The organism is Burkholderia sp. BCC0322 (genome assembly GCF_902833045.1).
Lineage (GTDB): Bacteria > Pseudomonadota > Gammaproteobacteria > Burkholderiales > Burkholderiaceae > Burkholderia.
The window spans coordinates 39,791-65,546 of sequence record NZ_CADFDU010000017.1 but is presented as its reverse complement, the minus strand read 5'-3'; the positions used below and the strand labels follow the sequence as shown (position 1 = coordinate 65,546).

Sequence of the window (25,756 nt, the reverse complement as noted above, 5' to 3'; positions counted from 1 at the left end):
TTTCGTATCGCGAAATTCGCGCCGAATTCCCGCGCCGACACCTTTTCGCCGCTTGAAAACTTGTTTTGCATTGCAAAAATCTCTGCGTAACTTGTTGAAAATAAACAAAAAATAATGTCTTATGTCTTATATAAGACATTACCAAAAGCTCGGCGGGCGGCGTTACTATTTATCCCATGCAGTTCGCTTCGACAGACGCAGCGGGCACGCTCAACCAGTTACTCAAACGCGCTTTGCTCCCAGGAGATTGACATGGCCCAGTATCAAGACGACATCAAGGCAGTTGCCGGTTTGAAAGAAAACCACGGCAGCGCGTGGAATGCGATCAACCCCGAGTACGCCGCCCGCATGCGTGCCCAGAACAAGTTCAAGACGGGCCTGGACATCGCCAAGTACACCGCGAAGATCATGCGCGCCGACATGGCCGCCTACGACGCCGACCCGACCAAGTACACGCAGTCGCTGGGTTGCTGGCACGGCTTCATCGGCCAGCAGAAGATGATCTCGATCAAGAAGCACTTCAACAGCACCGAGCGCCGCTACCTGTACCTGTCCGGCTGGATGGTTGCCGCGCTGCGCTCGGAGTTCGGCCCGCTGCCGGACCAGTCGATGCACGAAAAGACCTCGGTCAGCGCGCTGATCCGCGAGCTGTACACGTTCCTGCGCCAGGCCGACGCCCGTGAACTGGGCGGCCTGTTCCGCGAGCTGGACGCCGCCAAGGATGCTGCCGCGAAGGCCGCGATCCAGGACAAGATCGACAACCACGTCACGCACGTCGTGCCGATCATCGCCGACATCGACGCCGGTTTCGGCAACGCGGAAGCCACGTACCTGCTGGCCAAGCAATTCATCGAAGCAGGCGCATGCTGCATCCAGATCGAAAACCAGGTGTCCGACGAGAAGCAGTGCGGCCACCAGGACGGCAAGGTCACCGTGCCGCACGAGGACTTCCTCGCGAAGATCCGCGCGATCCGCTACGCATTCCTGGAACTGGGCGTGGACGACGGCATCATCGTGGCCCGTACCGACTCGCTGGGCGCCGGCCTGACCAAGCAGATCGCCGTGACCAACACGCCGGGCGACCTGGGCGACCAGTACAACTCGTTCCTCGACTGCGAAGAACTGTCGGCCGACCAACTGGGCAACGGTGACGTCGTCATCAAGCGCGACGGCAAGCTGCTGCGTCCGAAGCGCCTGCCGAGCAACCTGTTCCAGTTCCGCGCCGGCACGGGCGAAGCGCGCTGCGTGCTGGATTGCGTCACCGCGCTGCAAAACGGCGCCGACCTGCTGTGGATCGAAACCGAAAAACCGCATATCGCACAGATCGGCGGCATGGTCAGCGAGATCCGCAAGGTCATCCCGAACGCGAAGCTGGTGTACAACAACAGCCCGTCGTTCAACTGGACGCTGAACTTCCGTCAGCAGGCGTACGACGCGATGAAGGCCGAGGGCAAGGACGTGTCGGCCTACGACCGTGCGCAGCTGATGAGCGTGGAATACGACGAGACGGAACTGGCCAAGCTGGCCGACGAGAAGATCCGCACGTTCCAGGCCGATGCATCGCGTGAAGCAGGCATCTTCCATCACCTGATCACGCTGCCGACGTACCACACCGCCGCGCTGTCGACCGACAACCTGGCCAAGGAATACTTCGGCGACCAGGGCATGCTGGGCTACGTGGCCGGCGTGCAGCGCAAGGAAATCCGCCAGGGTATCGCCTGCGTGAAGCACCAGAACATGTCCGGCTCGGACATCGGTGACGATCACAAGGAATACTTCAGCGGCGAAGCAGCGCTGAAGGCGGCAGGCAAGGACAACACGATGAACCAGTTCTGATACTGGTCATCGCCGAAGCGAAACGCCAACCCGGCCGGGTTGGCGTTTTTTTTGTCCGGCGAGTCGTGCCGACGAACCGCCGTCGGCCACCGTGCGCCGGGCCGGGCGCGCCGCGAAAACACGCCGTCGACGCGCAAAACCCGCGATAATCCTCCGCTGACGCCGACCGTTCGGCGCCTGCGAGCCGGCCGCGGCGCGTGCCCGTCGGTTCGCCATCGCGTGCCAGACGCGACGACCACCGGAACCCATCCCCTGCCCCGATGCCCGAGGATTTCCACTTCCTGCTGCTGCCCGGCTTCTCCGCGCTCGGCTTCATGTCCGCGGTCGAACCGCTGCGCGTCGCGAACCGCTTTCGCGCCGAGCTCTATCGGTGGCACGTGATCAGCGCCGACGGCGCGCCCGTCGCCGCGAGCAACGGCATTCCGGTCGCCGCCGAAGCCGCGTGCGCGGAGGTCGACGACGTCGATACGGTGTTCGTCGTCGCGGGCTTCGATCCGCTCGTGTGCTACACGCGCGCGATCGGCGACTGGCTGCGCCGCCAGCACCGTCATGGTGCAACGCTCGGCGGCATCGATACGGGCAGCTTCGTGCTCGCGGAAGCCGGGCTGTTCGACGCGTCACAACCGCTCACGCTGCACTGGGAAGCGCTGGCCGCGTTCCGCGAACGCTACCCCGGCCTGAACGCGACGCAGGAGCTGTTCGAGATCGACGACCGGCGCATCACGTGCGCGGGCGGCACCGCGTCGATCGACATGATGCTCGACCTGATCGGGCGGCGGCACGGCGCCGATCTCGCAGCAGCGATCTCCGAGCAGTTCGTCGTCAGCCGGATCCGGCAGCGCTCCGACAGCCAGCGGCTCGAGATCGCCGCGCGCTACGGCGTGCACAACCGCAAGCTGATCCAGGTGATCGGCACGATGCAGCGGCACATGGAAAACCCGCTCGGCTCCGATGCGCTCGCGCAAGAGGTATCGATTACGCGCCGCCAGCTCGAACGGCTGTTCAGCGCGACGCTGAACGACACGCCGACGCATTTCTACCTGAACCTGCGCCTCGATCGCGCACGCGAACTGCTGCAGCAGACCGACATGAGCATCACATCGGTGTGCGTCGCGTGCGGGTTCGAATCGCCTTCGCATTTCTCGCGCACGTATCGCACGCGATTCGGGTTGAGCCCGCGCAACGACCGGCGCGCGACACGTTGATTGCCGCCGGTTTCAAGCACAATCCAGCGCGGTATTGCACGTTCCGGCAGCGTTTCCCGCCGCTCGCTGAACAATTCAGGCGATTGATCGACGAACCGAAGCGGTCATCGAAAATAAATTGGAATGTCGCTGAAAATATTCTGTAACATACCAAAAAAAGTTAGATAGGTAGCCTAACGACATGCATGCTTCGTCCAGACGCGCATCGCACTACGCGGGCTATCGACCGATATCGATCCGATCCGAGGGGTATGACATGACGATGCTCGATTCGCCGTCGCCGCACCTGCCTGCCGTTCGCTTCTTCGTCCGCTCCCCCCGCTCTTCGCCCGCCTGTTTCTTTTCGACCTGACATTTAGTATTCCTTAGTCAGTCGACACCCCCAACACCGCTTCGCCGCGCCGGTTCCATCGAATCGGCGCGCGGGCCGTGTCGTGCCTGCGCGCCACGAACGCGCGGGCGTGTCCAACCGTTGAGATGAGGATCACGTATGCAGACATCACGCAAAGCACTGCCGCTCGCCCTGGGTCTCGCGCTCGGTTTCGGCATCGTCGGCGGCACGGCGGCCGATACGAAAGTCTCGAATCCGCAAGCAACGAGCCTGCGCGAAAGCCTGACGCGCGGCGTCGCGCCGCCGGCCGCCAAGGCCGACACGGCCGCCGGGCAGTTCCGCCCGGACGGCGTCGCGGTCACGCTGTACAACCCCGCGTATCGCGCGAAGAAAGCCGCCACGACGCCTGCCGCCACCGCGCGCGACTTCGTCGCGTCGCAGGCCACGCAGCTCGGGCTCGACGCAACCGCGCTCGCGAGCCTCGTCGTCACGTCGGAGCGCAACGATGCCGACTTCACCGTCGTGCGCCTGCAGCAGCAGGCGGCCGGATTGCCCGTGTACGGCAGCGATATCGCGGTGACGGTCGCGAAGGATGGCCGCATCCTGTACGTCGCGAGCAACACGATCAACGGCGTGGTGGCGACGTCGCGCAAGTCGCAGGCCGTCGACCAGCAGCAGGCGCTCGACCGCGCACGCGCGTATCTCGGCGTGAGCGGCTTCACGAACCTCGATGCACAGCTCGTCGCGTTCGTCGACAAGACGGGCACGCATACCGCGTGGAAGGTGCGCGGCCGCCCGAACGACGGCCCGAAAGGCGACTGGGAACTGCTGATCGACTCGGGCAGCGGCGAAGTGCTGCGCGCCGAGGACAAGGCGTTCTACGCGACCGACGGCACGGGCTTCGTATTCCGGCCCGATCCGCTATCGCCGACCAGGAGCAGCTACGGCAGCACCGGCTACAAGGACAGCAGCGACGCCGATTCGTCGCAGCTCACCGCCGCACGCGTACGCGTGACGCTGAAGGATCTCGCGCAGTCGGGCACGCGCTACTCGCTGTCGGGCCCGTACGCGGTATGCGTCGATTTCGATGCGCCGCTCGACAAGGCATGCCCCGTGCAATCGACGCCCGCGTTCGAGTTCACGCGCGGCAACCTGTATTTCGAGGCCGTGAACGCGTACTACCACATCGACACGTTCCTGCGCTACGTGAACCAGACACTCGGCATCAAGGCGCTGCCGTACCAGTACACGGGCGGCGTGCAGTACGATCCGCACGGCGAATCGGGCGACGACAACTCGTCGTACTCGTCGAGCAGCGGCCGGCTGACCTTCGGTCAAGGCGGCGTCGACGATGCGGAGGATGCGGACGTCGTGATCCACGAGCTCGGCCACGGCATCCACGACTGGGTGACGAACGGCGGCCTGTCGCAGCAGGAAGGGTTGTCCGAAGGCACCGGCGACTATCTCGCCGCCGCTTACAGCCGCGACTTCAACCAGTGGAGCCCGTCGGATGCGCAGTACCACTGGGTCTACAACTGGGACGGCCACAACGAGTTCTGGGGCGGCCGCGTGACCAACTGGAACGTCGGGCGCACCTATGCGCAGGCGCGCGGCGCGGAGATCCATACGGCCGGCCAGTACTGGGCCTCGTGCAACCTCGTCGCGCGCGACGCGATCGGTGCGCAGGCGATGGACAAGGCGTTCCTGAAAGGGTTGTCGATGACCAACAGCTCGACCAACCAGAAGGCCGCCGCGCAGGCCGTGCTGACCGCCGCATCCGCGCTCGGCTACAGCAACGCGCAACTCACCGCGATCGGCAATGCGTACAACCAGAGTTGCACGTACGGCGTGACCGTACCGAAGAAGTCGTAATTCCGCAGCAGGCGGGGGCGCATCGCACGGCCTGCGGCACGCCCTCTTCCTCGACATCGCCATCCTCACGAGATCGAACATGCCTACTCTGAAACTGACCCGCCTGAGCGTCGCACTGGGCGGCATGCTGCTGACCGCCGCCGCGCATGCGACGCCGGTGTGGATCACACTCGGTGACGCCGCGTTCCGCCAGCTGCAACGGATCGACGCCGGCGCCGCCGCGCAATACAGCACGACGGTCGACGCCGGCAAGACGGCCGACGGCGCGGCTCGCCGCGAAACCGTTCACGTCGTCGAAATCGACGATTCGCGACTCGGCGAGCTCGCCCACGCCGTTCACCATACGCGCGGCCACGGGCCCGGCTATGTCGTGCATGCGTCGTTCGACGAAGCGCGCCAGGCACTGCAGCCGTTGCCGCCGACGCTCGCGAAACAGGCCACCGCCGCCGTGTACAAGGTATCGAACGCGCCGCAGATCGGCACGTGGATCCAGCAGCTGCAAGCCAGCAACATCGTCGGCACAATCACGTCGCTGTCCGGCTTCACGAACCGCTACTACACGACGTCGCACGGTGTCGCCGCATCGGACTGGCTCGCACTGCAGTGGAAGCAACTGGCGGGTTCGCGCGCCGACGTCACCGTCGAACAGTTCGCGCACACGGGCTTTCCGCAGAAATCCGTGATCCTGACGATCCGTGGCAGCGATCCGGCCGCGGGCACCCTCGTGCTGGGCGGCCACCTCGATTCGACGGTCGGCCGCACGACGGAGAACACGCGCTCGCCCGGCGCGGACGACGATGCGTCGGGTATCGCGAGCCTGACCGAGGCGCTGCGCGTGCTGCTGGCGAACAACTACAAGCCGAAGCGGACGATCAAGTTCGTCGGGTACGCGGCCGAGGAAGCCGGGCTGCTCGGCTCGAAGGCGATCGCGAAGCAGTTCCGCGCGCAGAATGCGAACGTGGTCGGCGTGCTGCAGCTCGACATGACGAACTACAATGGCGATCCGAAGGATATCTACCTGATCACCGACTACACGAACGCGGCGCAGAACACCTACCTGACGAATCTGGCGAAGACCTACCTGCCGGAACTCGCGATCGGCACGTCGCAGTGCGGGTATGCGTGCTCGGATCACGCGTCGTGGAATGCGCAAGGGTATCCGGCGTCGTTCCCGTTCGAGGCCGACCAGAACGACAGCCCGTATATCCATACCGTGAACGACACGCTGGAGAATTCGGATCGCCAGGCGAACCACGCGCTGAAGTTCGGCAAGCTGGCGCTCGCCTATGCGGTCGATCTCGGTGGGGATGGCGGTACGGTCGTGAAGCCCTGACGGCGCGTCGCCGCTCGTTCGTCCGTCGATCGGTACGGAAATGAAGGAAGGGCGTGCGCGTCGTTCGCACACGCTTCCTTCCCGACGATGCCGGTCTGCGCCTCGTGGAGACGCATGCAAAAACGACCGCTACGGAAGCTTCATCGCGCGTGACGTGCCGCGCGATCGACTCGATCGAACCGGGCACGCGCGCGCATCCGGATAGAATCGTCACTCGACCACTCCGCTACACGCCTGCCGCCATGACCGACACCTCCCGCTCCATCGACGACCTGTCGCCCGCTCGCGTCACGACCGCCTTCGACCTGCCCGGCCATACGACCGTCCGCTCGCTCGGCGTCGCACAGGGCATCATCGTGCGCTCGCGCTCGATCGTCGGCTCGTTCGGCGCATCGCTGCAGACGATCTTCGGCGGCAACATCACGCTGTATACGTCGCTGTGCGAGAAAGCTCGCCAGCAGGCATTCGACAAGATGCTCGACGATGCGCGCAAGCTCGGCGCGAACGCGATCGTCGCGATGCGCTACGACTCGACCGAGATCGGCGCGGGCGTGACGGAAGTCATCTGCTACGGCACGGCCGTGCGCGTGACGCAGGACGCGTGATGCGCGTCAGACGTCGCGCTCGAGCGACTTCATGTTCGTGAGCTGCGGAAACAGCCGCATCCAGGCGAGCGCAACCGCGATCGTCGCGGCGCCGCCGACGACGATCGCCGTCGGCGCGCCCCACCACGCGGCCGTCACGCCCGATTCGAATTCGCCGAGCTGATTCGACGTGCCGATGAACAGCGAATTGACCGCGCTCACGCGTCCGAGCATGTCGTCGGGCGTGCGAAGTTGCACGAGCGACAGGCGCACGACGACGCTAACCACGTCCGATGCGCCGAGCGCGGCCAGCGCGACGAGCGACAGCGCGAAGTGCCGCGACACGCCGAACACGATCGTCGCGATGCCGAACGCGATCACGCCGCCGAACATCGCGCGGCCCGGCCGCCCTTTAAGCGGAAAACGCGTGAGCCACAGCGTGCCCGCGAGCGCACCGACCGCGGGCGCCGCGCGCAGCGCGCCGAGCCCCCACGGGCCGACCTGCAGGATATCGCGCGCGTAGATCGGCAGCAGCGCGGTCGCACCGCCGAACAGCACCGCGAACAGGTCGAGCGACAGTGCGCCGAGAATCGCCGGCTCGCGCCGGATGAATGCGATCCCGGAAAACACCGAGCGCAGCGTGACCGGCTCGCGGGCGGGCGGCGCGCTGCGCAGCGGAATCGTGCCGCTCAGCATCGCCGCGATCGCGAATGCCACGACGCTCGTGCCGAACGCGGCGGGCGCACCGACGCCATAGAGCAGCCCGCCGAACGCAGGCCCGAGGATCTGCGCGGCCTGGTTGGCCGACGTCGACAGCGCGGTCGCACGCGGCAGGTCGGTGCGCGGCACCACGGCCGGCAGCAGCGACGACACCGACGGCGACTCGAACGCGCGGGCCGTGCCGACGATCGCGGCGAGCGCATACACGGCCGGCGCGGCCAGCCATCCTTGCGCAGCGCCGAGCAGGAACACGCCGGCGGCCAGCGCCTCGACGCCCTGGCAGATCGTCGCGATGCGCCGGCGATCGTAGCGGTCGGCCACCTGCCCGACGACGAGCGTCAGCGCGAACATCGGCACGAACTGCGCGAGGCCGACGAGCCCGAGCGCGAACGCGCTATGCGTGAGCGCGTAGACATACCAGCCGATGGCGACCGACAGGATCTGGAAAGCCAGGGAAGACATCACGCGCGTGCCCCAGAAGCGCTGGAACGGGACGTGACGGAACAGGTTGGCGGGTAACGGGGATAAGGGGCTGGAGTCGGGCACGGAGTCGGTCATCGAGGTCTCGGCGGGCGGCGCTGCGCGCCGGTACCGTTCGGGATACGACCGCGCACGCCGATGCGTGCGCGCGACAACGGTACGGACGCGGCCAAAGCGCGATGATATGCCAACCGCGGAGAACGGGCCGCAGGCACGGTTGCCGACGATTCCGGCGGCCGTGTTGACCACGGCCGCCGGGCGGTGGCCCGTTTACAGGATCCTCTGACGCAGGCGGCCCGCGAGCTTCATCGCGGCGCAACGCCCGTGTCGCTCGAGCCCATGACGACGCCGAACAGACGTTGGCCTTCCGGCGTGTCCTCGACCCGCCAGCCCTCGGCGCTCAACGCTTCCCGGATCCGGTCGGCTTGCGCCCAGTCCTGGTCCGCCCTCGCGCGCTCACGCTCACCGAGCCACGCACGGACGTATTCCGGAACATCGAGCGCAACCGGCCTCCATTCGCGCAAATCGAGGCCAAGCACGGTGTCGAAGCTGTCCACGGTCGCCTTCAGGGTCGCGGGCGGCAGGTTGCTCCTGACCAGATCCCACAGCACCGCGAGCGCCCTGGGCAGATTCAGGTCGTCGTTCACTTCGGCATCGAATCGCGCGACGAAATCCGCATCGACGCGCCCGCCGTCCGGCCAGCCGGCATAGAGGTGCCGCAGTCGATTCAGCGCGGTATGCGCCGCGTCGAGCGACGCCCACGTGAAATGCAGCTTGCTTCGGTAATGGGCTGTCAGGCACAGGTAGCGGTACGCGAGCGGATCGACGTTCCGGCTCTGCAAGGTCTGCAGACGGACGAAATCGCCGCTCGACTTCGACATCTTCGTATCGGCGTCGAGCGTCAGGAAGTGCCCGTGCATCCAGTAGTTCGCGAGGTGCGTGCCGTGGGCCGCCCGCGTCTGCGCAATCTCGTTGCTGTGATGCACGGCGATGTGATCCTCGCCGCCGCAATGGATATCGAACAACGTCCCCAGATACTTCGCCGACATCGCCGAGCATTCGATATGCCAGCCCGGAAAGCCGCGCCCCCACGGGCTGTCCCATTCCATTTGCCGCTTGACGCCGGCCGGGCTGAACTTCCACAACGCAAAATCCGTGATGCTCCGCTTCTCGCCGAGCGCCACGCGCTTGCCCGCCTGCAGCCCCGCGCGATCCAGCCGCGCAAGATAACCGTAGTCGTCCTGCCGGCTGGTGTCGAAGTAGAGGCCGTCGCTCGTCCGATAGACGTAGCCGGCCCGGTCGAGCGTATCGATGAACGCGATCTGTTCGGCGATGTGATCGGTGGCGCGGCACCAGATCGTCGGCTCGAGCAGGTGGAGCGCGCGCCAGTCCCGGACGAAAGCCTCGGTGTAGCGCCGGGCGATGGCCCACGCCGATTCGCCGGTCCGACGGCTCCCCTTCTCCATCTTGTCTTCGCCTTCGTCCGCATCCGAAGTCAGGTGGCCGACGTCGGTGATGTTGACGACGTGCCGGACCGCATATCCGTTGCGCTCCAGGACGCGGCGCAGGAGGTCCTCGAACACGTAGGTTCTCAGGTTGCCGATGTGGGCATCGTCGTAGACCGTGGGGCCGCAGCAATACATGCCGACCTGCCCGGCCCGGATTGGCGTGAAGGGGCGCACGGTGCGCGACCAGGTGTCATACAGCGCAAGCGGCATCGAGTTTCTCCGTCCCGAAAGTGTCGGCCCAAAAACAAAAAGGCCGCCTGTTTTGCATCACAGGCGGCCGGAAGGCGATTGCTTGAACGTTCAGCGAGTTCGCTGGACGCAATGTCCCCCTGGCATGTTCTGACAACATGCACGGATCACCGAGGAGGGGGAAATGGCGCGATCAAGCATGCGGACGATGCTAGCGCCTATGGACGGCAATGGTCAATACCATCGGACAGCCGCTCCCGATGACGACCCCGCGGCAGTCGCCACGCGGCCGGCACCGACCCATGCGGATCCGATGCACGGTTTCACCCGTCAAAAAAAAGCGCGAACCTCGGTTCGCGCCAAAGAGAGACCTCTCGCTGAAGACGTCGCCGTCCCACACCACCCCGCTCAGAACGAATGCCGCATCCCGATCCGCACATCGGCCTGCGTCTGCGTCGTCGACGGCGTGAAGCTGTAGCCGACCACCGCATCGACGCCTTGCGACGCGCGCAGGTAGTCGCCGGAGATGTACACATCCGTGCGCTTCGACAGCAGGTAATGCAGGCCCGCCGTGCCCTGGTTCCAGTGATGGCCTTCGAAGCGCGTGTGCTGGTAGCCCGCGATCAGGCTCAGTGCCGGCGTGAACTGGTACAAGCCGCCGCCTTCATAGACCTGCATGTGCGACGACTGGCCGAAGCCCTTGATCGTCGTGTACGAGAAGTTGGCGTCGAGCGTCAGCTTGCCGATCGTGTAGCTCGAGCCGATGCCGAACGTGCCCTGGCTGTCGACATCCATCGGCGTGTTCGCGAACAGGTCGGTGCGTGCGCCGGTCGCCGGATCGACGGTGACGGTCTGCTGGCCGAGGAACGTGTGCGTGCCGATCATCGCGTACGGGTCGAACGCATAGATGCCGTTCGGGTTGTTCAGGCGCGTGTACGCGGCGCCGATCGAGAAGTCGCCCTTCGTGAAGCTCGCGCCCGCGCTCCATGCGCTGTTGCGATGGAAGTTGCCCGCGACGTTGCCGAACGAGTACATCGCGCCGAACTTGAAGCCGCTGAGATCGTTCGACAGGAACTTCACCGAGTTCGGCAGGCGGTCGCCGTTGAAGCGGTCGAAGTCGCCCTGGTGGGTCGCATAGCCGCTGCCCCACGCGGAGATGTTGTAGATCGACACGAGTTCGTTCGTGATGTCGAGCTGGTTGCCGAACGACAGCGTGCCCCAGTCGTTCTGCAGGCCGACATACGCCTGCCGGCCGAACTCCGCGCCGCCGAAGCCGAGCTGCCCGTTGCCGAGATGGAAGCCGCTCTCGAGGGTGAACACGGCCTTCAGGCCGCCGCCGAGATCTTCCGTGCCCTTGAGGCCGAAACGGTTCCCGTACGCGACGCCGTCGTCGAACTTGACCACGTGCGAGCCGCCCGTGTTGTTCACGTACGTGATGCCCGCGTCGAGAATCCCGTACAGCGTCACACTGCTCTGCGCATGCCCGACGGCGGGTACACAGGCCGCGCATGCAAGCGCGGCGGCTACGGCAACTTTCGTATGCTTCATTATCGACCACCCTCCCTGAACCGTTCGATGGAACGAACCTCGTTCCGGCGCGCGCCGCGATGCGCCGGTGGATTCGAATTCGGTACGCCTGATGGCTTCGGAATTTCGTTTTCCGCAATAACGCAGCCATTGGCGAAAAATACAAACCCATATTTCGCGTCACCCGTCTGAAGGCGACACCAAATGGTCACGATGCGACCGGTCGGGAAAACACGTAGACGGCGGCGCGGTAAAAGCCGGCCGCCCGGATGAAGGGAATCAGTGACCGTCGAGGGCCGCGCGCACGGCCGGCAGGCCCGGTGCGCCGGCCGCCGTCGTCACGCCGTCCAGCCAGCCGGCAACCAGCGCCGGGTCGGCCTTCAGCGCATGCTGCGCCGCGAGCGCGGGCGACGTCTTGTGGTCGAGCATGTCGGCGATCATCCGGTTCTCGACGTCGACGGAGAACGTCATCTGCCGGAACAGCCGCGCGAGGTTCCCGCACTGGCCGGCGAATCCGGCGCGCGTGACGGTGTTGACCGTCGCGCCGCCGTAGTTCGGGCCGAAATACGCATCACCGCCCGACAGGTAGGTCAGGTGGAACTTCGTGTTCATCAGATGCGGCTCCCACGCCAGAAACACGATCCAGCGCTTGTCGCGCACCGCGCGCTCGACCTGCGTGAGCATGCCCGTCTCGCTCGACTCGACCAGCGACCAGTTCGCCGGGCCGAGCGCGTGGTCGGACAGCAGCCGCTTGATGTTCTGGTTCGCGGGCGCGCCGGGCTCGATCCCGTAGATCTTGCCGCCGAAGCGGTCCGCGTAGCGCCCGAGATCGGCGAACGTATGCACGCCGACGGCCGCCACGTAATCGGGCACCGCGAGCGTGAACTTCGCACCGCTCAGGTTCGCGTGCAGCACATCGATCGATTTCTCGTCGACGAACGGCTTCACGAGCGGCGCCTGAGCGGGCATCCAGTTGCCGAGGAACACGTCGACCTGCCCTTTCTTGAGCCCCTGGTACGTGATCGGCACCGACAGGTTCGCCACGTCCTGCCGGTAGCCGAGCGCCTTCAGCACGACGCCCGCCATCGCGTTCGTCGCATCGATGTCGGTCCAGCCGGGCGCCGCCATCTTCACGTCGCTGCACGTCTGCGGGTCGGCCGCGTGCGCGGCCTGCGTCGTCATCAGGCACGCGGCCGCGGCAAACGCCGCGCCGATCCGGATTGCTGCATTGCATTGCCGTTCCATCGTCCGCTTCCTCCGTCTTTCGTCAGTGATCGCGATGCGGGACGCTCAGCGCCCGACGCGCGGAAAACGCGCCATCGCCTCGAGCGTGTCGAGTTCGATGTGATTGCGCATGTAGCGCTGGCTCGCGTCGGAAAACGGCTGCCAGTCCCACGCCTGGATACGGCCCTGTGTCGTCGCCGCGTAATGGAAGCGCCGGCGCCGCTGGCTCGCGCGCACCTGCCGGTCCAGTTCGGGCAGGTTCCAGCGCTGCGCGGCTTGCGCGCGAAACGCGGCGAGCACGTCGGCCGCTTCCGGCGTGCCGGCGAGGTTCGTCAGCTCGCGCGGGTCGTCGCGGAGGTGGTAGAGCTGGTCGGGATCGGCCGGGCAATGCACGTACTTCCAGTCGCCGCTGCGGATCATCACGACCGGCGCAACCGCGCCTTCCGCGAGATATTCGCCGAGCGCGACATCATGCGCCGGCGCGCCGTGCAGGTGCGGCACGAGGCTCGCGCCATCGACCGGGTCGGGCCAGCCGCCGGCCGGCGCGGCGCCGGCCAGGTCGACGAGCGTCGGCAGCAGGTCGACGTGCGACACGGGCCCGCGCACGCGCGCGGCGCCGAAGCGGCCCGGCGCATGGACGATCAGCGGCACGCGGCAGCCGCCTTCGAAGAACGTCATCTTGTACCAGAGCCCGCGTTCGCCAAGCATGTCGCCGTGGTCGGACGTGACGATCACGATCGTATCGTCGGCGAACCCGCACTGTTCGAGCGCGGCCAGCACGCTGCCGAACTGCGCATCGACGTAGGACGTCGCACCGTAGTAGGCGCGGCGCGCGGCGCGGATCTGCGCGTCGGTCGGCGGCGTACGGTCGTTCTCGCAGACGAAGCGCAGCCGCTGCGAATGCGGGTCGCTGTCGGCTGCATCGAGCCGCACGGCCGGCATGTCGATCTCGTCGTCGCTGTATTGATCCCAGTATTCCCGGGTGATCGCATACGGGTCATGCGGATGGGTCAGCGACACGACCATGCAGAACGGCCGCGCATCGTGCCCGGCCGCCCGCTCGCGCGCGACGTCGTACAGCTTCTGCTTCGCCGCGAACGTGACTTCGTCATCGAAATCGAGCTGGTTCGTACGCACGCACGGGCCGGCCTCCAGCACCGAACTCATGTTGTGATACCAGCTCGGCCGCTCGGCCGGCCTGTCCCAGTCGGGCACCCAGCCGAAATCGGCCGGATAGATGTCGGTCGTGAGCCGCTCCTCGAAGCCGTGCAGCTGGTCGGGCCCGCAGAAATGCATCTTGCCGGACAGCATCGTCCGGTAGCCGCCCGCGCGCAGGTAGTGCGCGAACGTCAGCGTTTGCGCCGGCAATTCGGCGGCGTTATCGTAGGCGCCGATCCCCGACGGCAGCTTGCCCGTCAGCAGCGAGAAACGCGACGGCGCGCACAGCGGGCTTGCGCAGTATGCGGCATCGAATACGACGCCTTGCGCGGCGAGACGATCCAGCGTCGGCGTGCGCGCGACGCGATTGCCGTAGGCCGGCAGCGCGAACGGCGTGAGCTGGTCGGCCATCAGGATCAGGATGTTGGGTGTCGGGTTCGTCATCGGCAGTCGTGGGGAAAACGGTGTTCGAATGGAACGGCGCGCCGCTCGGGCAGCGACGCGTCCGGCATGACGGAAGCGGCTCGACGAAAGTGCCGCGCGGGCGGGCCGCGCTGGCTAGAATCGCGGAATGCGTTGCGTGCCGCCCGTGCAGCGGGCTGCAAAGCGGGCCGTGAAGGGGGCCGTAAAGCACGCATGCCGCACCGTCCGAAGCACTATCGCCCGCCCGAATTCGCGCGGGTAGGCGTCCGGCCCTTATGGGGCCATTAGAGAGACTTATGTCGAAATCCGAACCGTTACCGTCGATGCAGGCGCTGCGCGCGTTCGAATCGGCTGCCCGGCTCGCGAGCTTCACGGCGGCCGCGCGCGAGCTCGGCTCCACCCAGCCGGCCGTGAGCCAGCAGGTGTTCCAGCTCGAAGCCGAACTGGGCGTGCCGCTGTTCGAACGCAGCCCGCGCGGCGTCACGCTGACGGCCGACGGCCAGTGCCTGTACGAAGCCGTGCGGCTGAGCCTCGACACGCTGCGCGCCGACCACCTCGACTGGGTCGCCGCGCTGCCCGAACGCATGACGCTCGGCGACGACGTGCTGATGGTGCACGGCACGCCCGACAGCGACCTCGTCTATTTCCTCGAAACGGTCACCCCCGATGGTTGCCGTGCGGCCACGCCCGATGAAATCGCGCAGCGCGCGGGCGACGAACCGGCGTCGCTGATCCTGTGCGGCCACACGCACATTCCGCGGACGGCGAAGCTCGACGACGGCCGGCTGATCGTCAACCCGGGCAGCGTCGGGCTGCAGGCCTACACCGACGACCTGCCGTATCCGCACCGCATCGAGACCGGCTCGCCGCATGCGCGCTACGCGATGGTGTCGCGCACGGCCGCCGGCTGGAACGTCGAGTTCCATGCGGTCGAATACGACTGGCACACGGCCGCGGCCACCGCGGCATCGCGCGGGCGCGACGACTGGACCGTCGCGCTGCGCACCGGCCGATGCTGATGCGCGCGGCTCCCCCTCCCGCTTCACTTCACTCACCGGAAAACCGCACCGCCATGCCTGCTCCATCGCAACTGCTCTTCCTGCCCGGTGCATCGGGCAGCACCGCCTTCTGGCAACCGCTCGCCGGCCTGCTGACGCATCCGGCCGAGCGCCGGATCGTCGGCTATCCGGGTTTCGGCGACACGCCGCGCGATCCGGCCGTCGACGATTTCGACAGCCTCGTGCGTCATGTTCTGGAAACGATCGACCGGCCGACCGCCGTGATTGCCCAATCGATGGGTGGCGTGATCGCGATGCGCGCGGCGCTCGACAAGCCCGAACTGATCACGCACCTCGTGCTGACGGTCACGTCCGGTGGACTCGACATGGCCGGGCTCGGCGCGCAGGACTGGCGCGCCGGTTTCGCGCAAGCCAACCCGCAGCATCCCGACTGGTTCCTGACGCTCCATGCCGACCTGTCGCGGGACATCGGTCGCATCGCGCAGTCGACGCTGCTGCTGTGGGGCGACGACGATCCGATCAGCCCCGTCGCGGCCGGCCGGCGCCTGCTCGAACGGTTGCCCGATGCGCAGCTGCATGTCGTGCCCGGCGGCCGGCACGATCTCGCGGCGGTGCATGCGTCCACGCTCGCTCCGCTCGTCGATGCGCATCTGCAGCGCGTGTGACGCCGCGCGCTGCTGCTTCAACGCCAGCTTCGGATTCGGATCAGGCTTCGAGTTCGGCACAAACCCGAAACCGCGCCGCTCACGCGCCGCCTCCCGTCACCCCGCATTCCTCAGCGTGAGCCGCGCCTCGAGCCCGCCGCCGTCCGTCCGGTTGTTCAGCGTGAGCGTGCCGCCCATCGCGAGCGCGAGTTGCCGCGCGATCGCGAGGCCGAGCCCCGTGCCGCCCGTCTCGCGGTTGCGCGACGTCTCCACGCGCCGGAACGGCTCGAACACCGCGTCGAGCTGATCGTCCGGAATGCCGGGCCCGCGGTCGAGCACGGCGATCACCGCGCCGCCGTCCGGCCCGGCCTGCACGTCGATCTCGGCCGCGCCCGCGAATTTCAGCGCGTTGTCGACGAGGTTGCCGACGATACGGCGCAGCGCCTTCGGCCGCGTGACGAGCGCGAGCGGCGCGCGGCTGTGCAGCGCGACGTCCTGCCCCGCATCCGTGTAGTCGCACACGATGCTGTCGAGCAGCGCGTCGAGATCGATGCGGCGCGCGGCCTCCTCGGTGCCGTGCAGCGTCCGCGCATACGCGACGCCCTCCTTCACCAGATGCTCCATCTCGAGCAGGTCCTGGCGCAGTTTCGCGCCCTGCGTGTCGTCGTCCATCATGTCGACGCGCAAGCGCATCCGCGTGATCGGCGTCTGCAGGTCGTGCGAGATCGACGCGAGGATCTGCATGCGCTCGGCCATGTACTGCGCGATGCGATCCTGCATCGCGTTGAACGCCCGGGCGGCGCGCGCGACTTCCGACGGCCCGCCCTCGTTCAGCCGCTCGCCCTTCAGGTCGGGGCCCAGTGCGTCGGCGGCCTGCGCGAGCTGCTTGAGCGGCCGCGTCGCGAGCCGCACCGCGAGCCAGCAGCACGCGGCCAGCACCGCGAGCTGCAGCACGAGCACGACCGGCAGCCAGCCCGACAGCGGCACCGTCGACATCGGACGAATGTCGATCGTCAGCGGCGACCCGTCGGTCAGCCGCAGATGCACCTGCAGGTGTTCGCGGTCGCCGGGGATCGCGTTCGCGGTCAGCGGGTAGTCGCCGCCGATGCCATCGGAAATCGACCGCTCGACGCGCGCCGACAGCCGCGCCTCCGGCGGCGTGCCCGTATCGCCGGGCCCGAGGATGAACGCATAGCTGCGCCGCGCGAGGCGCGGCAGCCACGCGGCGCGCTCGGCCGGCGGCAGGTGGTCGAGCAGCGCGACCGAGCTCGCGACCTCGCGCTCGATGTAGCCCATCATCAGGTTGGTGGTCGCCTGGTCGCGCTCGGTCACCGTGAGCCAGAACGACAGCGTCTGCGCGAGCGCGAGGCCCACGCACAGGATCAGCGCGAGCCGCGCGAACAGCGAGCGCGGCCAGTGCCATGGCATGCGCGCGCTCATGGCGTACCGTCGACGGCAGTCACGGCCGACGAGAACACATAGCCCTCGTTGCGCAGCGTCTTGATGTAGCGCGGTTCGCGCGCACCGTCGCGCAGGCGCTGGCGCAGCCGGCTCACGAGCAGGTCGATCGACCGGTCGAACGGGTCGGACTGCCGCCCCTGCGTGAGATTGAGCAACTGGTCGCGCGTCAGCACGCGCTGCGGGTTGTCGAGGAACACGCGCAACAGCCGGTATTCGGCGCCGCTCAGCGCGACCAGCGTGCCTTCCGCATCGAGCAGGTGGCGCCCGGTCGTGTCGAGCCGCCATTCGCCGAACGCGAGCATCTCCGCGGTTTCCGTCACCTGCATGCCGGGCGGCAGCATGCGCGCGCGCCGCAGCACCGAGCGGATCCGCGCGAGCAACTCGCGCACCGCGAACGGCTTGGCCAGGTAGTCGTCGGCGCCCATCTCGAGGCCGATGATGCGGTCGGTTTCCTCGCCGCGTGCGGTCAGCATCAGCACCGGCACCGTGCGGAACTTGCCCGCGCGCAGGTCGCGGCACAGTGCGAGGCCGTCCTCGCCGGGCAGCATCAGGTCGAGCACGATCAGGTCGGGGGCACCGTCGTCCAGAACGCTGCGCATCTCGCGGCCGTTCGCGGCCAGCGATACGCGCATGCCGTTCTTCTCCAGATAATCCGCGAGCAGTTCGCGGATCGCGCGATCGTCGTCGACGATCAGCACGTGGTCGATCTTGTCCATGAGTCGTTGTCGGTGTCGGTGTCGAGGAATTCGGGCTGGCGATGTCCACTTTTATACCGCACGGCGGGCATGCGTTTGTATCCCAATGTATCGCGCCGCCGCGACGACACACAACATTGCACACGCGTGGCTCGCCGGACACATCGCAGATACGTCGGCGCCGCCTAATAGGGCCTGTCGAAACCCGTCCGGCCACCGCCCCCGAGCGGCGGCCTCCCGCTCAGGAGAACGCCATGCTGCCCCGACTCAAGATTGCCACCCTCGTCATCGCCCTTGCCGCCTCGGCCGGGCTCGCCGCCTTCGCGGGCACCCGCGACAACGCCGACATGCCGGCCGCGCAGGCCGGTACGGCGGCCCCCGATTTCACCGGCATCGACCGCTGGCACAACAGCCCGCCGCTGACGCTCGGCCAGCTGCGCGGCAAGGTCGTGCTCGTCGATTTCTGGACGTACTCGTGCATCAACTGCATTCATACGATTCCGTACGTGAAGGAGTGGGACCGGAAGTATCGCGACCAGGGGCTCGTCGTGGTCGGCGTGCATACGCCCGAGTTTCCGTTCGAGCGCGACGCGGGCAACGTCGCCGATGCGATCAAGCGCTTCGGCATCCGGTATCCGGTCGCGCAGGACAACCGCTACGACACGTGGCGCGCGTACGGCAACCAGTACTGGCCCGCGCTGTACCTGATCGACGCGAACGGGAAGGTGATCTATACGCGCGATGGCGAAGGCGGCTACGACAAGACCGAGGCCGCGATTCGCGGCGCACTGGCGCAGGCCGGTGACGGCGCGAAGGGCACGACGCGCACGCAATGACGGGCCGGCGCGCGGGCCTGGCACTCGCCCGCGCGTGCCGACCTGTCGCGAGCGTTTACCCAAGCTTCGCGTCGGCCGCCTCGATCATCGCTTCGCCGATCGCGAGGTTGCCGTTCGCGACCAGCGCGTCGCCCGCGCCCCGAATATCGGCCTCCGCCTTGTTCTGCCCGAGCTTGCGCTTGCCGACGAGCCGCGTGATCTCGATCTGCAGTCCGACGATCGACTGCAGCATCGCGTCGAGATAATCCTTCGGCGCGTCGCCCATCTTCCACGGCGCCGGCTGCGACGCCTCGTGCGTGCGCGTCAGCCGGGCAACCACGCCGCGCACGAACTTCTCGTCGTCGCGCACCGTGATGCGGCCGTGCGCATGCACGACCACGTAGTTCCACGTCGGCACCTGCCGGTGCGCCACATGCTTGCTCGGATACCAGGTCGGCGAGATGTATGCGTCACCCGCGCGGAAGATTACGAGCACCTCGTCGCCGTTCGCGACGTCCTGCCAGACCGGATTCGCGCGCGCGACGTGCGCATGCAGCTCGTCGGGCCCGCCGTCGCCCGGCAGCAGCTCGAACGGGATGTGGTTCGCGTCGAGCCCGCTCTTGCCGTGCGTGATCAGGCTGCCGAACGGATGCTGCACGATCAGCTCTCGCAGCGCGTCGGGATTGGTTTCGGCGAAATCGGCGGGGACGTACATGTCGGCTCCACGGTCATGCGAGGGTTGGAATGGCTCAGGCGCTGGCCCGTCATGCGGCGATTGTGGCTCCAAACTGGTTTATGCTGTAGAGCCGGATTGAAACAATTTCAGCAGACCAGAATCATGGCAAGAACGGCCCGGAACGTCGACATCCCGTCGCTCGGCGCGCTCGATCGTGCGGCCGGCGACCTGAGCCGCCAGCTCGCGCAGGCGCTGCGCGAAGCGGTGCGGCGCGGCGACGTCCGGCCCGGCGACACGCTGCCGTCCACACGGCTGCTCGCCGCGTCGCTGCAGGTGGCGCGCGGCACCGTCGTCGATGCGTATGCGCAGCTCATCGCCGAAGGCTTTCTCGAATCGCGCGGCGGCGCGGGCACGCGGGTCGCGCACGCGCTAGCGGAGCCGCCCGTCAACGCCCCCGAACCGCCCGCCCGGCGCCGCTCCCCGGCGCGCGCCGGCCTGCCCGAGCCTGCCGCCACGTTCGCGCGGATCGCCGGCGAATTCCGTCCGCTGCCGGCCATGCCGTTCGCGATCTCGGTGCCGGTCGGGCTCACCGCACCCGACGACATCTGGCGCCGGCTCGGCAACCGGCTGCGCGCGCGCGGCGCCGGCGCGCCATCCGGCTATGCCGATCCGCAAGGCGCGCTGCCGCTGCGCGAAGCGATCGCCGACTACGTGCGCCGCTCGCGCTCGGTGCGCTGCGATGCCGGCCAGGTCGTGATCACGAGCGGCACGCAGCAGGGGCTGCATCTCGCGAGCCAGGTGCTGCTCGGCGCGGGCAGTCAGGCGTGGGTCGAGAATCCGGCCTATCGCGGCATCACCGCGCTGCTCGACAGCACCGGGCGGCGCGACGCGATGGTGCGGGTGCCGGTCGACGCCGACGGTATCGACGTCGAGGCCGGTATCCGTCTCGCGCCACATGCGCGGGTCGCATTCGTCACGCCGTCGCATCAGTATCCGCTCGGCATGCCGCTCAGCATGGCGCGGCGCAATGCGCTGCTCGCGTGGGCGCGCGCACGGCACGCATGGGTGGTCGAGGACGATTACGACAGCGAGCTGCGCTACGAAGGCCATCCATTCCCGTCACTGCAGGGGCTCGACCCCGATCGCGTGATCTACCTCGGCACGTTCAGCAAGATCCTGTTTCCGTCGCTTCGGCTCGGCTACGTGATCGCGCCCGACGATCTCGTGCCCGCGTTCTGCGGCGCCCGCGTGCTGATGGATCGCCACGCGCCGACCGCCGACCAGCACGTGCTGGCCGCGTTCATCGCGGAAGGCCATCTCGACCGCCACATCCGCCGCGTGCGCAGCGTGTATGCGGAACAGCGCGCGCTGCTGATCGACACGCTCGAGGCGCGGCTGCCGCGCGAACGCGCGTGGGTGCAGCCGGGCGACCAGGGGATGCACGTCGTGCTGTGGCTCGCGGAAGGGATCGACGATCTCGACGTGGTCGAACGCGCCGCGCAAGCCGGCGTCGCGGTGCGCGCGGTATCGCCGATGTTCGCACCGGGCACGGCCCGCCCGGGGCTCGTGCTGGGCTTCGGCGGGTTCGGCCGCGCGCAGATGGAGGCGGCCGCGCAGCGGCTCGCGGATGTGGTTTCGTCAGCGGAATCGCGACCGCGCGTGCCGTAAAAGGTTGTCGGCAGGCAACAAACGTAATCGTCCGTAAATCCTGCAAGCAAACGGCCGTTTTGGCCGGCGTCGCACGGGTGCCGTTTGCTAGGATCGCGCCTCTTCCCTCCGTGCTCCTGCCGACTTGAATCGCTTCGTGCCGCTTCTTCGAGACGCGTGGCGCCGTTGCCGCGCCCGCGTCGCACCGTTCGCCGCGGCCTGCCGCGCGCGCATCCGCGCGCTGGGCGCCGGCGCGCTGCATGGCCTGCGTCATCCGACGCGCCGCGGCGTCGCGCTGACGCTCGCCGCGATCCCGGTGCTGGGCCTGCTGGTGCTGCTCGCATTCGTCCCGTTCACGCCGAGCATCGGCGACATCCGCAAGGCGCGCATCGACCGGCCCGCGCGCGTGCTGTCCGCCGACGGCCAGCTGATCGCCGAGTTCCGGCCCGTCAACCGCGAATGGGTACCGCTCAAGCAGATCTCGCCGCATATGGTCGACGCGCTGATCGCGACCGAGGACCACCGCTTCTACGCACATCACGGCATCGACGTGCGCCGCACGATCGCGGCCGGGCTGCATACGTTCTCCGGCGACCGCCAGGGCGGCTCGACGATCACGCAGCAGCTCGCGCGCAACCTGTATCCGGATGAAGTCGGCCGCGCGCCGACGCTCACGCGCAAGGTGAAGGAGCTGATCACCGCGTTCAAGATCGAGTCGGTGTACAGCAAGGACGAGATTCTCGAAACCTACCTGAACACCGTGCCGTTCCTGTACAACGCGTACGGCGTCGAAATGGCGGCGCGCACCTATTTCGGCAAGTCGGCCGACCAGCTCGACCTCGTCGAAAGCGCGACGCTCGTCGGGATGCTGAAGGGCAACAGCTACTACAACCCGGTGCTGAATCCGGAACGCGCGGTACAGCGGCGCAACATCGTGCTCGACCGGATGGCGCAGATGCGCATGCTGACGCCGCAGCAGCTCGCAAAACTACAGCGCCAGCCGCTGCGCGTCGACTTCGAGCCGCAGTCGGGGCAACCCGGCCTCGCCCCGCACTTCGCGGTGCAGTTGCGCAAATGGCTGATCGCGTGGGCCGATCGCAACAACTATGATCTGTACTCCGACGGACTCGTCGTACGCACGACGCTCGACGCGCGACTGCAGGACATGGCGACGCAGGCGCTGACGCGGCAGACCGAACGGCTGCAGGCGATCGCCGACAGCGCGTGGCGCGGCCCGTCAGGCTGCGGGCTGCGCAACGACCTGTTCCGCGGATTCATCCGCCAGACACCCGACTATCGGCAGGCACGCGACACGGGGCTGACCGACGTCGCGGCGCTGAAGCAGCTCGGCGCCAATCGGGAATTCATGCGCACGCTGTGCGAGCGCAAGACGCAGGTGCAGGCCGGCTTCGTCGCGATCGATCCGCGCAACGGCGCGATCCGCGCGTGGGTCGGCAGTCCCGATTTCGGCGGCGAGCCGTTCGATCACGTCTCGCAGGCGCGGCGCCAGCCCGGCTCGACGTTCAAGCCGTTCGTCTATGGCGCCGCGTTCGCGGACGGCATGCGGCCGGACGATACGTTCGTTGACCGCCCCGTCGCGATTCCGATCGACGGTAGTGCGGTCTGGCGCCCGACCGATGCCGAGCCGCCCACCGACGAGCCGATGACGCTGCGCGATGCGCTCGCGCTGTCGCGCAACCGCATCACCGCGCAGGTGATGCAGCACGAAGGCGCCGCGAAGGTGGCGCAGCTCGCGCGCGCAATGGGCGTGCGCGAGAGCCCGCTCGACGCGGTACCGTCGCTCGCACTCGGCACGAGCCCCGTCACGCTGAAGGAGATGGTGTCCGCGTACGGCACGATCGCGAACCGCGGCGTGTACGTCGCGCCGCAGATGATCACGCGCATCGACGATCGCGACGGCAAGGTGCTCGCCGCCTTCGGCAGCGCGCCGCCCGAACGTGCATTGCCGGAGCCTGCGGCACGGACGCTGGTCGACGTGATGCGCGACGTCGTCGATCGCGGCACCGGCGCCGACATTCGTTCGCGCTACGGAATCCGAGTCGACGTCGCCGGCAAGACGGGCACGACGCAGGACAACGCGGACGGCTGGTTCATCCTGATGCATCCGCAGCTCGTGGCCGGCGCATGGGTCGGCTTCGACGACGGCAGCGTGACGCTGCGCAGCGACTACTGGGGCGCAGGCGCGCACAGCGCACTGCCGATCGTCGGCACGTTCTACGATGCGGCGCTGCGCGCGAGGGCGATCGATCCGCACGCGCAGTTCTCGCCTGACTTCCGGCCGCGCAGCGCGCCGGCGCCGCGGCGACGCACGCCGCACCCGGGCCTGTTCGACTGGCTGAGGTTGTTCCGCTGACCAGGATGCCGGCGGGCCATGCCGGCATGCACGACAGCAGTCCGGCCTATCGACGCGTCGTCGTCGCGTGCCCGTCCGCGTACAGCCATACCGGCGTGCCGTCGTCGCGCAAGGCGGCGACCGGTTCGCCCAGGCTCCAGTTCTGCGCGACCGCGACACGGCGGACGAACCACGGCATCAGCATCGCGTGTCCGACGCCTGCGTTGCGATCGTCGTCGAACAGCGCATCGTCACCGATCCGCGTATAACGCGCCGGATGCAGCACGGTACCGTCCGAGCGAAGCACCGTCGCCCGCACGTCGTGGCCGCTCTCGTCCTCCACACAGGCCAGCCAGCCGTGATCGGCGCCCCAGAACAGGCCGGCCACGTCGTCGTAGCGCCCCTGCGCGACCGTTGCGCCCGTCTCGAGATCGCAGACCGCGAGTTGCACCGGCTCGCCCGGCAGGACGCCGATCGCGTAACGCGTGAACAGCTCGCCCGGCACGGCTTCGTCATCGGGCAACCACGGCAGCGCCCCCATGTTGACGAAGTCGAACGGTGTCAGCACGCGGCCCTGCCCGTCGACAATCGCGCACCGCCCGTCGTCGCGCCGAACGATGTGGCGGATCGCGCCGAGCTCGGTCAGCATGTCCGTCCGTTCGTCGTCGGTCAGCCTGGCGACTTCCGCGTAATGCGGTTCGACGACGACCCGGCCCTTCGCATCGACGAGGCCGACGTGACCGTTGCGCTGCGCGACGAAGGCGCCGCATTCGGACGACCATTCGAGCGCGTCCCACTCGGGTTGCGCGCGCCATTGTCCGTCGCGCCCGATCAGCCCCCACCGCTCGCCTTCGGATACCGCCGCGACGGTGCCGCTCTCGAATTCATGCGCATCGTCGAAACGCGGCGGAATCACCCACGCACCGTGCGTGTCGACGAAGCCCCAGCGGCCGTCCAGGCTCGCGGATGCGAGCCCGCCGGTGAAATCGCCGAAATCGTCGAGTGACGGCTCGAGCGCCCACGTGCCGTCCGTGCGCACGAGTCCGAGCCGCTCGCCGACGCGCACGCATGCGACGTCGCCGCTGAAATCCCACACGGCGTCGAACGACGGTTCGCGCACGATTCGCATCTCATCGCCATCGCTATCGCCATCGGCGAACAGCAGGCCGACCTTCCCGTCGCGCGCGGCCCACAGCAACCGGCCGTCGCGCGCGCCGCTCGTCCACAGGCTCGCCCACTCGGGCGGCACGATCACGTGCCACGCGTCGTCGGTTTCACGCCGCACGCCCCACAGGCCGTTGCGTGCGCGAAAGCTGAACGTGCCGTAGCCGAGCCAGTTGCCGTGCACCTCGCCGGCATCGAACATCTCGGCAAACATCACGCCGCGCGGCGGCTCCTGGCGGACGAAATAGTGATGCGACATGCAGCCGAACCCGAAGCCCCACGCCCAGTCGCGCCAGTCGGGTGGCGTATCGATCTCGAGCGCATCGCGCACGCCGTGCACGTCGCGAAAGTCCATGCAGTTCGCGACCTGCCACCACAGGCGCGTGCAGGTATCGCGCTCCCGGTCGATGTAGTCGCTCGGATCGCCGCCGTCGAGCCACGACAACTCGTCGAGATTCGCGGAAAACCGCGGTGCGCCGTGTGCATCGCCGAGCGCGTCGATCGATTCGCCGAGATGACGCACGAGCGCATCGAACTGACGCGCGAGCGCCGGATCGTCACCGGGCAGCGGATACGCGACGACGAACGACGCGAGCCGGCTGAGTCGCGCATGCGCCGCACGCGCGTCGCTGGCGAGATTCGGCGTGCCGGCATCGCCGAACACGCGCTGATCGGTAATCGCGTCGCCCGCGCCGCCGTCGGCGAGCAGCACGCGCCACAGCAGCGGAAAGTGATTGTTGGATTCCGCGAGCGCGATCGTTCGCGCGTCGTCGCCGTCACCGGCCTGGAGATACAGCCATGATCGATTGCCCATCGGAAGGGTCGCCCTCGTCTTTGTTGTTGCTGTTGTCGTGCCGGCGCTCATTATAGGAGCGCGTGATGACGAAGGCAG

General features: G+C 67.7%; 19 protein-coding genes. 10 read left to right on the top strand and 9 right to left on the bottom strand.

What is annotated here, in order from left to right; genetic code table 11:
• The first annotated feature begins 252 nt into the window (after positions 1 to 252).
• From HWX39_RS31840 to HWX39_RS31820, 5 genes are all read left to right on the top strand, one after another.
• Positions 253 to 1,836 carry an isocitrate lyase gene (locus HWX39_RS31840; RefSeq protein WP_175971580.1) on the top strand — a complete coding sequence of 528 codons (1,584 nt, stop codon included), beginning with the start codon at positions 253 to 255 and terminating at the stop codon, positions 1,834 to 1,836.
• 260 nt (positions 1,837 to 2,096) lie between these two features.
• Complete coding sequence (locus tag HWX39_RS31835) at positions 2,097 to 3,041, top strand: GlxA family transcriptional regulator (protein WP_175971579.1); 945 nt, start codon at positions 2,097 to 2,099, stop codon at positions 3,039 to 3,041.
• A 490-nt stretch (positions 3,042 to 3,531) separates the two neighbouring features.
• Positions 3,532 to 5,244 (top strand): M36 family metallopeptidase, encoded by a 1,713-nt coding sequence (locus HWX39_RS31830; RefSeq protein ID WP_175971578.1) that lies wholly within the window; start codon positions 3,532 to 3,534, stop codon positions 5,242 to 5,244.
• Between the two features lie 79 nt (positions 5,245 to 5,323).
• Positions 5,324 to 6,577 (top strand): M20/M25/M40 family metallo-hydrolase, encoded by a 1,254-nt coding sequence (locus HWX39_RS31825; RefSeq protein ID WP_175971577.1) that lies wholly within the window; start codon positions 5,324 to 5,326, stop codon positions 6,575 to 6,577.
• A gap of 242 nt (positions 6,578 to 6,819) precedes the next feature.
• Positions 6,820 to 7,182 carry a YbjQ family protein gene (locus tag HWX39_RS31820; RefSeq protein ID WP_175971576.1) on the top strand — a complete coding sequence of 121 codons (363 nt, stop codon included), beginning with the start codon at positions 6,820 to 6,822 and terminating at the stop codon, positions 7,180 to 7,182.
• Between the two features lie 6 nt (positions 7,183 to 7,188).
• On the opposite strand, the gene HWX39_RS31815 is transcribed toward HWX39_RS31820, so the two are convergent.
• From HWX39_RS31815 to betC, 5 genes are all read right to left on the bottom strand, one after another.
• Complete coding sequence (locus tag HWX39_RS31815) at positions 7,189 to 8,439, bottom strand: MFS transporter (protein ID WP_175971575.1); 1,251 nt, start codon at positions 8,437 to 8,439, stop codon at positions 7,189 to 7,191.
• Between the two features lie 227 nt (positions 8,440 to 8,666).
• On the bottom strand, positions 8,667 to 10,079 hold the full coding sequence (cysS, locus tag HWX39_RS31810) for a cysteine--tRNA ligase (protein WP_175971574.1): 1,413 nt from the start codon (positions 10,077 to 10,079) through the stop codon (positions 8,667 to 8,669).
• Positions 10,080 to 10,466: 387 nt separating this feature from the next.
• Entirely contained in the window at positions 10,467 to 11,606 is a 1,140-nt protein-coding gene (locus tag HWX39_RS31805) for a porin (protein WP_175971573.1), read from the bottom strand.
• 258 nt (positions 11,607 to 11,864) lie between these two features.
• Entirely contained in the window at positions 11,865 to 12,830 is a 966-nt protein-coding gene (gene choX / locus HWX39_RS31800; protein WP_175971572.1) for a choline ABC transporter substrate-binding protein, read from the bottom strand.
• 45 nt (positions 12,831 to 12,875) lie between these two features.
• On the bottom strand, positions 12,876 to 14,411 hold the full coding sequence (gene betC / locus HWX39_RS31795) for a choline-sulfatase (protein WP_175971571.1): 1,536 nt from the start codon (positions 14,409 to 14,411) through the stop codon (positions 12,876 to 12,878).
• 275 nt (positions 14,412 to 14,686) lie between these two features.
• Between betC and HWX39_RS36485 the strand changes: the two genes are divergently transcribed.
• Entirely contained in the window at positions 14,687 to 15,409 is a 723-nt protein-coding gene (locus tag HWX39_RS36485; protein ID WP_244135132.1) for a LysR family transcriptional regulator, read from the top strand.
• A 53-nt stretch (positions 15,410 to 15,462) separates the two neighbouring features.
• A complete protein-coding gene (locus HWX39_RS31785) occupies positions 15,463 to 16,074 on the top strand; it encodes an alpha/beta fold hydrolase (protein WP_175971569.1) in 612 nt (203 codons plus the stop codon).
• Positions 16,075 to 16,170: 96 nt separating this feature from the next.
• Here the strand turns inward: HWX39_RS31785 and HWX39_RS31780 are convergent, their stop codons facing one another.
• Both HWX39_RS31780 and HWX39_RS31775 read right to left on the bottom strand, forming a co-directional pair.
• Entirely contained in the window at positions 16,171 to 17,493 is a 1,323-nt protein-coding gene (locus tag HWX39_RS31780; RefSeq protein ID WP_175971568.1) for an ATP-binding protein, read from the bottom strand.
• On the bottom strand, positions 17,490 to 18,230 hold the full coding sequence (locus HWX39_RS31775) for a response regulator (protein WP_175971567.1): 741 nt from the start codon (positions 18,228 to 18,230) through the stop codon (positions 17,490 to 17,492). Before HWX39_RS31775 ends, HWX39_RS31780 begins: the two co-directional genes overlap by 4 nt.
• A gap of 233 nt (positions 18,231 to 18,463) precedes the next feature.
• Between HWX39_RS31775 and HWX39_RS31770 the strand changes: the two genes are divergently transcribed.
• Positions 18,464 to 19,045, top strand: coding sequence for a thioredoxin family protein (locus HWX39_RS31770; protein WP_175971566.1), 582 nt, complete (start codon positions 18,464 to 18,466; stop codon positions 19,043 to 19,045).
• Between the two features lie 55 nt (positions 19,046 to 19,100).
• Here the strand turns inward: HWX39_RS31770 and HWX39_RS31765 are convergent, their stop codons facing one another.
• Positions 19,101 to 19,739 (bottom strand): FMN-binding negative transcriptional regulator, encoded by a 639-nt coding sequence (locus HWX39_RS31765; RefSeq protein ID WP_175971565.1) that lies wholly within the window; start codon positions 19,737 to 19,739, stop codon positions 19,101 to 19,103.
• Positions 19,740 to 19,862: 123 nt separating this feature from the next.
• On the opposite strand from HWX39_RS31765, the gene HWX39_RS31760 reads away from it, so the two are divergent.
• Together HWX39_RS31760 and HWX39_RS31755 are read left to right on the top strand one after the other, a co-directional pair.
• Positions 19,863 to 21,368 carry a PLP-dependent aminotransferase family protein gene (locus tag HWX39_RS31760; RefSeq protein ID WP_175971564.1) on the top strand — a complete coding sequence of 502 codons (1,506 nt, stop codon included), beginning with the start codon at positions 19,863 to 19,865 and terminating at the stop codon, positions 21,366 to 21,368.
• 124 nt (positions 21,369 to 21,492) lie between these two features.
• Complete coding sequence (locus HWX39_RS31755) at positions 21,493 to 23,721, top strand: transglycosylase domain-containing protein (RefSeq protein ID WP_175971563.1); 2,229 nt, start codon at positions 21,493 to 21,495, stop codon at positions 23,719 to 23,721.
• 46 nt (positions 23,722 to 23,767) lie between these two features.
• On the opposite strand, the gene HWX39_RS31750 is transcribed toward HWX39_RS31755, so the two are convergent.
• Complete coding sequence (locus HWX39_RS31750; RefSeq protein WP_175971562.1) at positions 23,768 to 25,678, bottom strand: WG repeat-containing protein; 1,911 nt, start codon at positions 25,676 to 25,678, stop codon at positions 23,768 to 23,770.
• Positions 25,679 to 25,756: the final 78 nt, after the last annotated feature.

Excerpts from the sequence above, each read along its gene's own strand:
- HWX39_RS36485 (WP_244135132.1), top strand. The coding sequence starts at position 14,687 with ATGTCGAAATCCGAACCGTTACCGTCGATGCAGGCGCTGCGCGCGTTC.
- choX (WP_175971572.1), bottom strand. The coding sequence starts at position 12,830 with ATGGAACGGCAATGCAATGCAGCAATCCGGATCGGCGCGGCGTTTGCC.
- cysS (WP_175971574.1), bottom strand. The coding sequence starts at position 10,079 with ATGCCGCTTGCGCTGTATGACACCTGGTCGCGCACCGTGCGCCCCTTC.
- HWX39_RS31840 (WP_175971580.1), top strand. The coding sequence starts at position 253 with ATGGCCCAGTATCAAGACGACATCAAGGCAGTTGCCGGTTTGAAAGAA.
- HWX39_RS31765 (WP_175971565.1), bottom strand. The coding sequence starts at position 19,739 with ATGTACGTCCCCGCCGATTTCGCCGAAACCAATCCCGACGCGCTGCGA.
- HWX39_RS31770 (WP_175971566.1), top strand. The coding sequence starts at position 18,464 with ATGCTGCCCCGACTCAAGATTGCCACCCTCGTCATCGCCCTTGCCGCC.
- HWX39_RS31785 (WP_175971569.1), top strand. The coding sequence starts at position 15,463 with ATGCCTGCTCCATCGCAACTGCTCTTCCTGCCCGGTGCATCGGGCAGC.
- betC (WP_175971571.1), bottom strand. The coding sequence starts at position 14,411 with ATGACGAACCCGACACCCAACATCCTGATCCTGATGGCCGACCAGCTC.
- HWX39_RS31825 (WP_175971577.1), top strand. The coding sequence starts at position 5,324 with ATGCCTACTCTGAAACTGACCCGCCTGAGCGTCGCACTGGGCGGCATG.
- HWX39_RS31830 (WP_175971578.1), top strand. The coding sequence starts at position 3,532 with ATGCAGACATCACGCAAAGCACTGCCGCTCGCCCTGGGTCTCGCGCTC.
- HWX39_RS31820 (WP_175971576.1), top strand. The coding sequence starts at position 6,820 with ATGACCGACACCTCCCGCTCCATCGACGACCTGTCGCCCGCTCGCGTC.
- HWX39_RS31750 (WP_175971562.1), bottom strand. The coding sequence starts at position 25,678 with ATGGGCAATCGATCATGGCTGTATCTCCAGGCCGGTGACGGCGACGAC.
- HWX39_RS31760 (WP_175971564.1), top strand. The coding sequence starts at position 19,863 with ATGGCAAGAACGGCCCGGAACGTCGACATCCCGTCGCTCGGCGCGCTC.
- HWX39_RS31775 (WP_175971567.1), bottom strand. The coding sequence starts at position 18,230 with ATGGACAAGATCGACCACGTGCTGATCGTCGACGACGATCGCGCGATC.
- HWX39_RS31805 (WP_175971573.1), bottom strand. The coding sequence starts at position 11,606 with ATGAAGCATACGAAAGTTGCCGTAGCCGCCGCGCTTGCATGCGCGGCC.
- HWX39_RS31815 (WP_175971575.1), bottom strand. The coding sequence starts at position 8,439 with ATGACCGACTCCGTGCCCGACTCCAGCCCCTTATCCCCGTTACCCGCC.
- HWX39_RS31835 (WP_175971579.1), top strand. The coding sequence starts at position 2,097 with ATGCCCGAGGATTTCCACTTCCTGCTGCTGCCCGGCTTCTCCGCGCTC.
- HWX39_RS31780 (WP_175971568.1), bottom strand. The coding sequence starts at position 17,493 with ATGAGCGCGCGCATGCCATGGCACTGGCCGCGCTCGCTGTTCGCGCGG.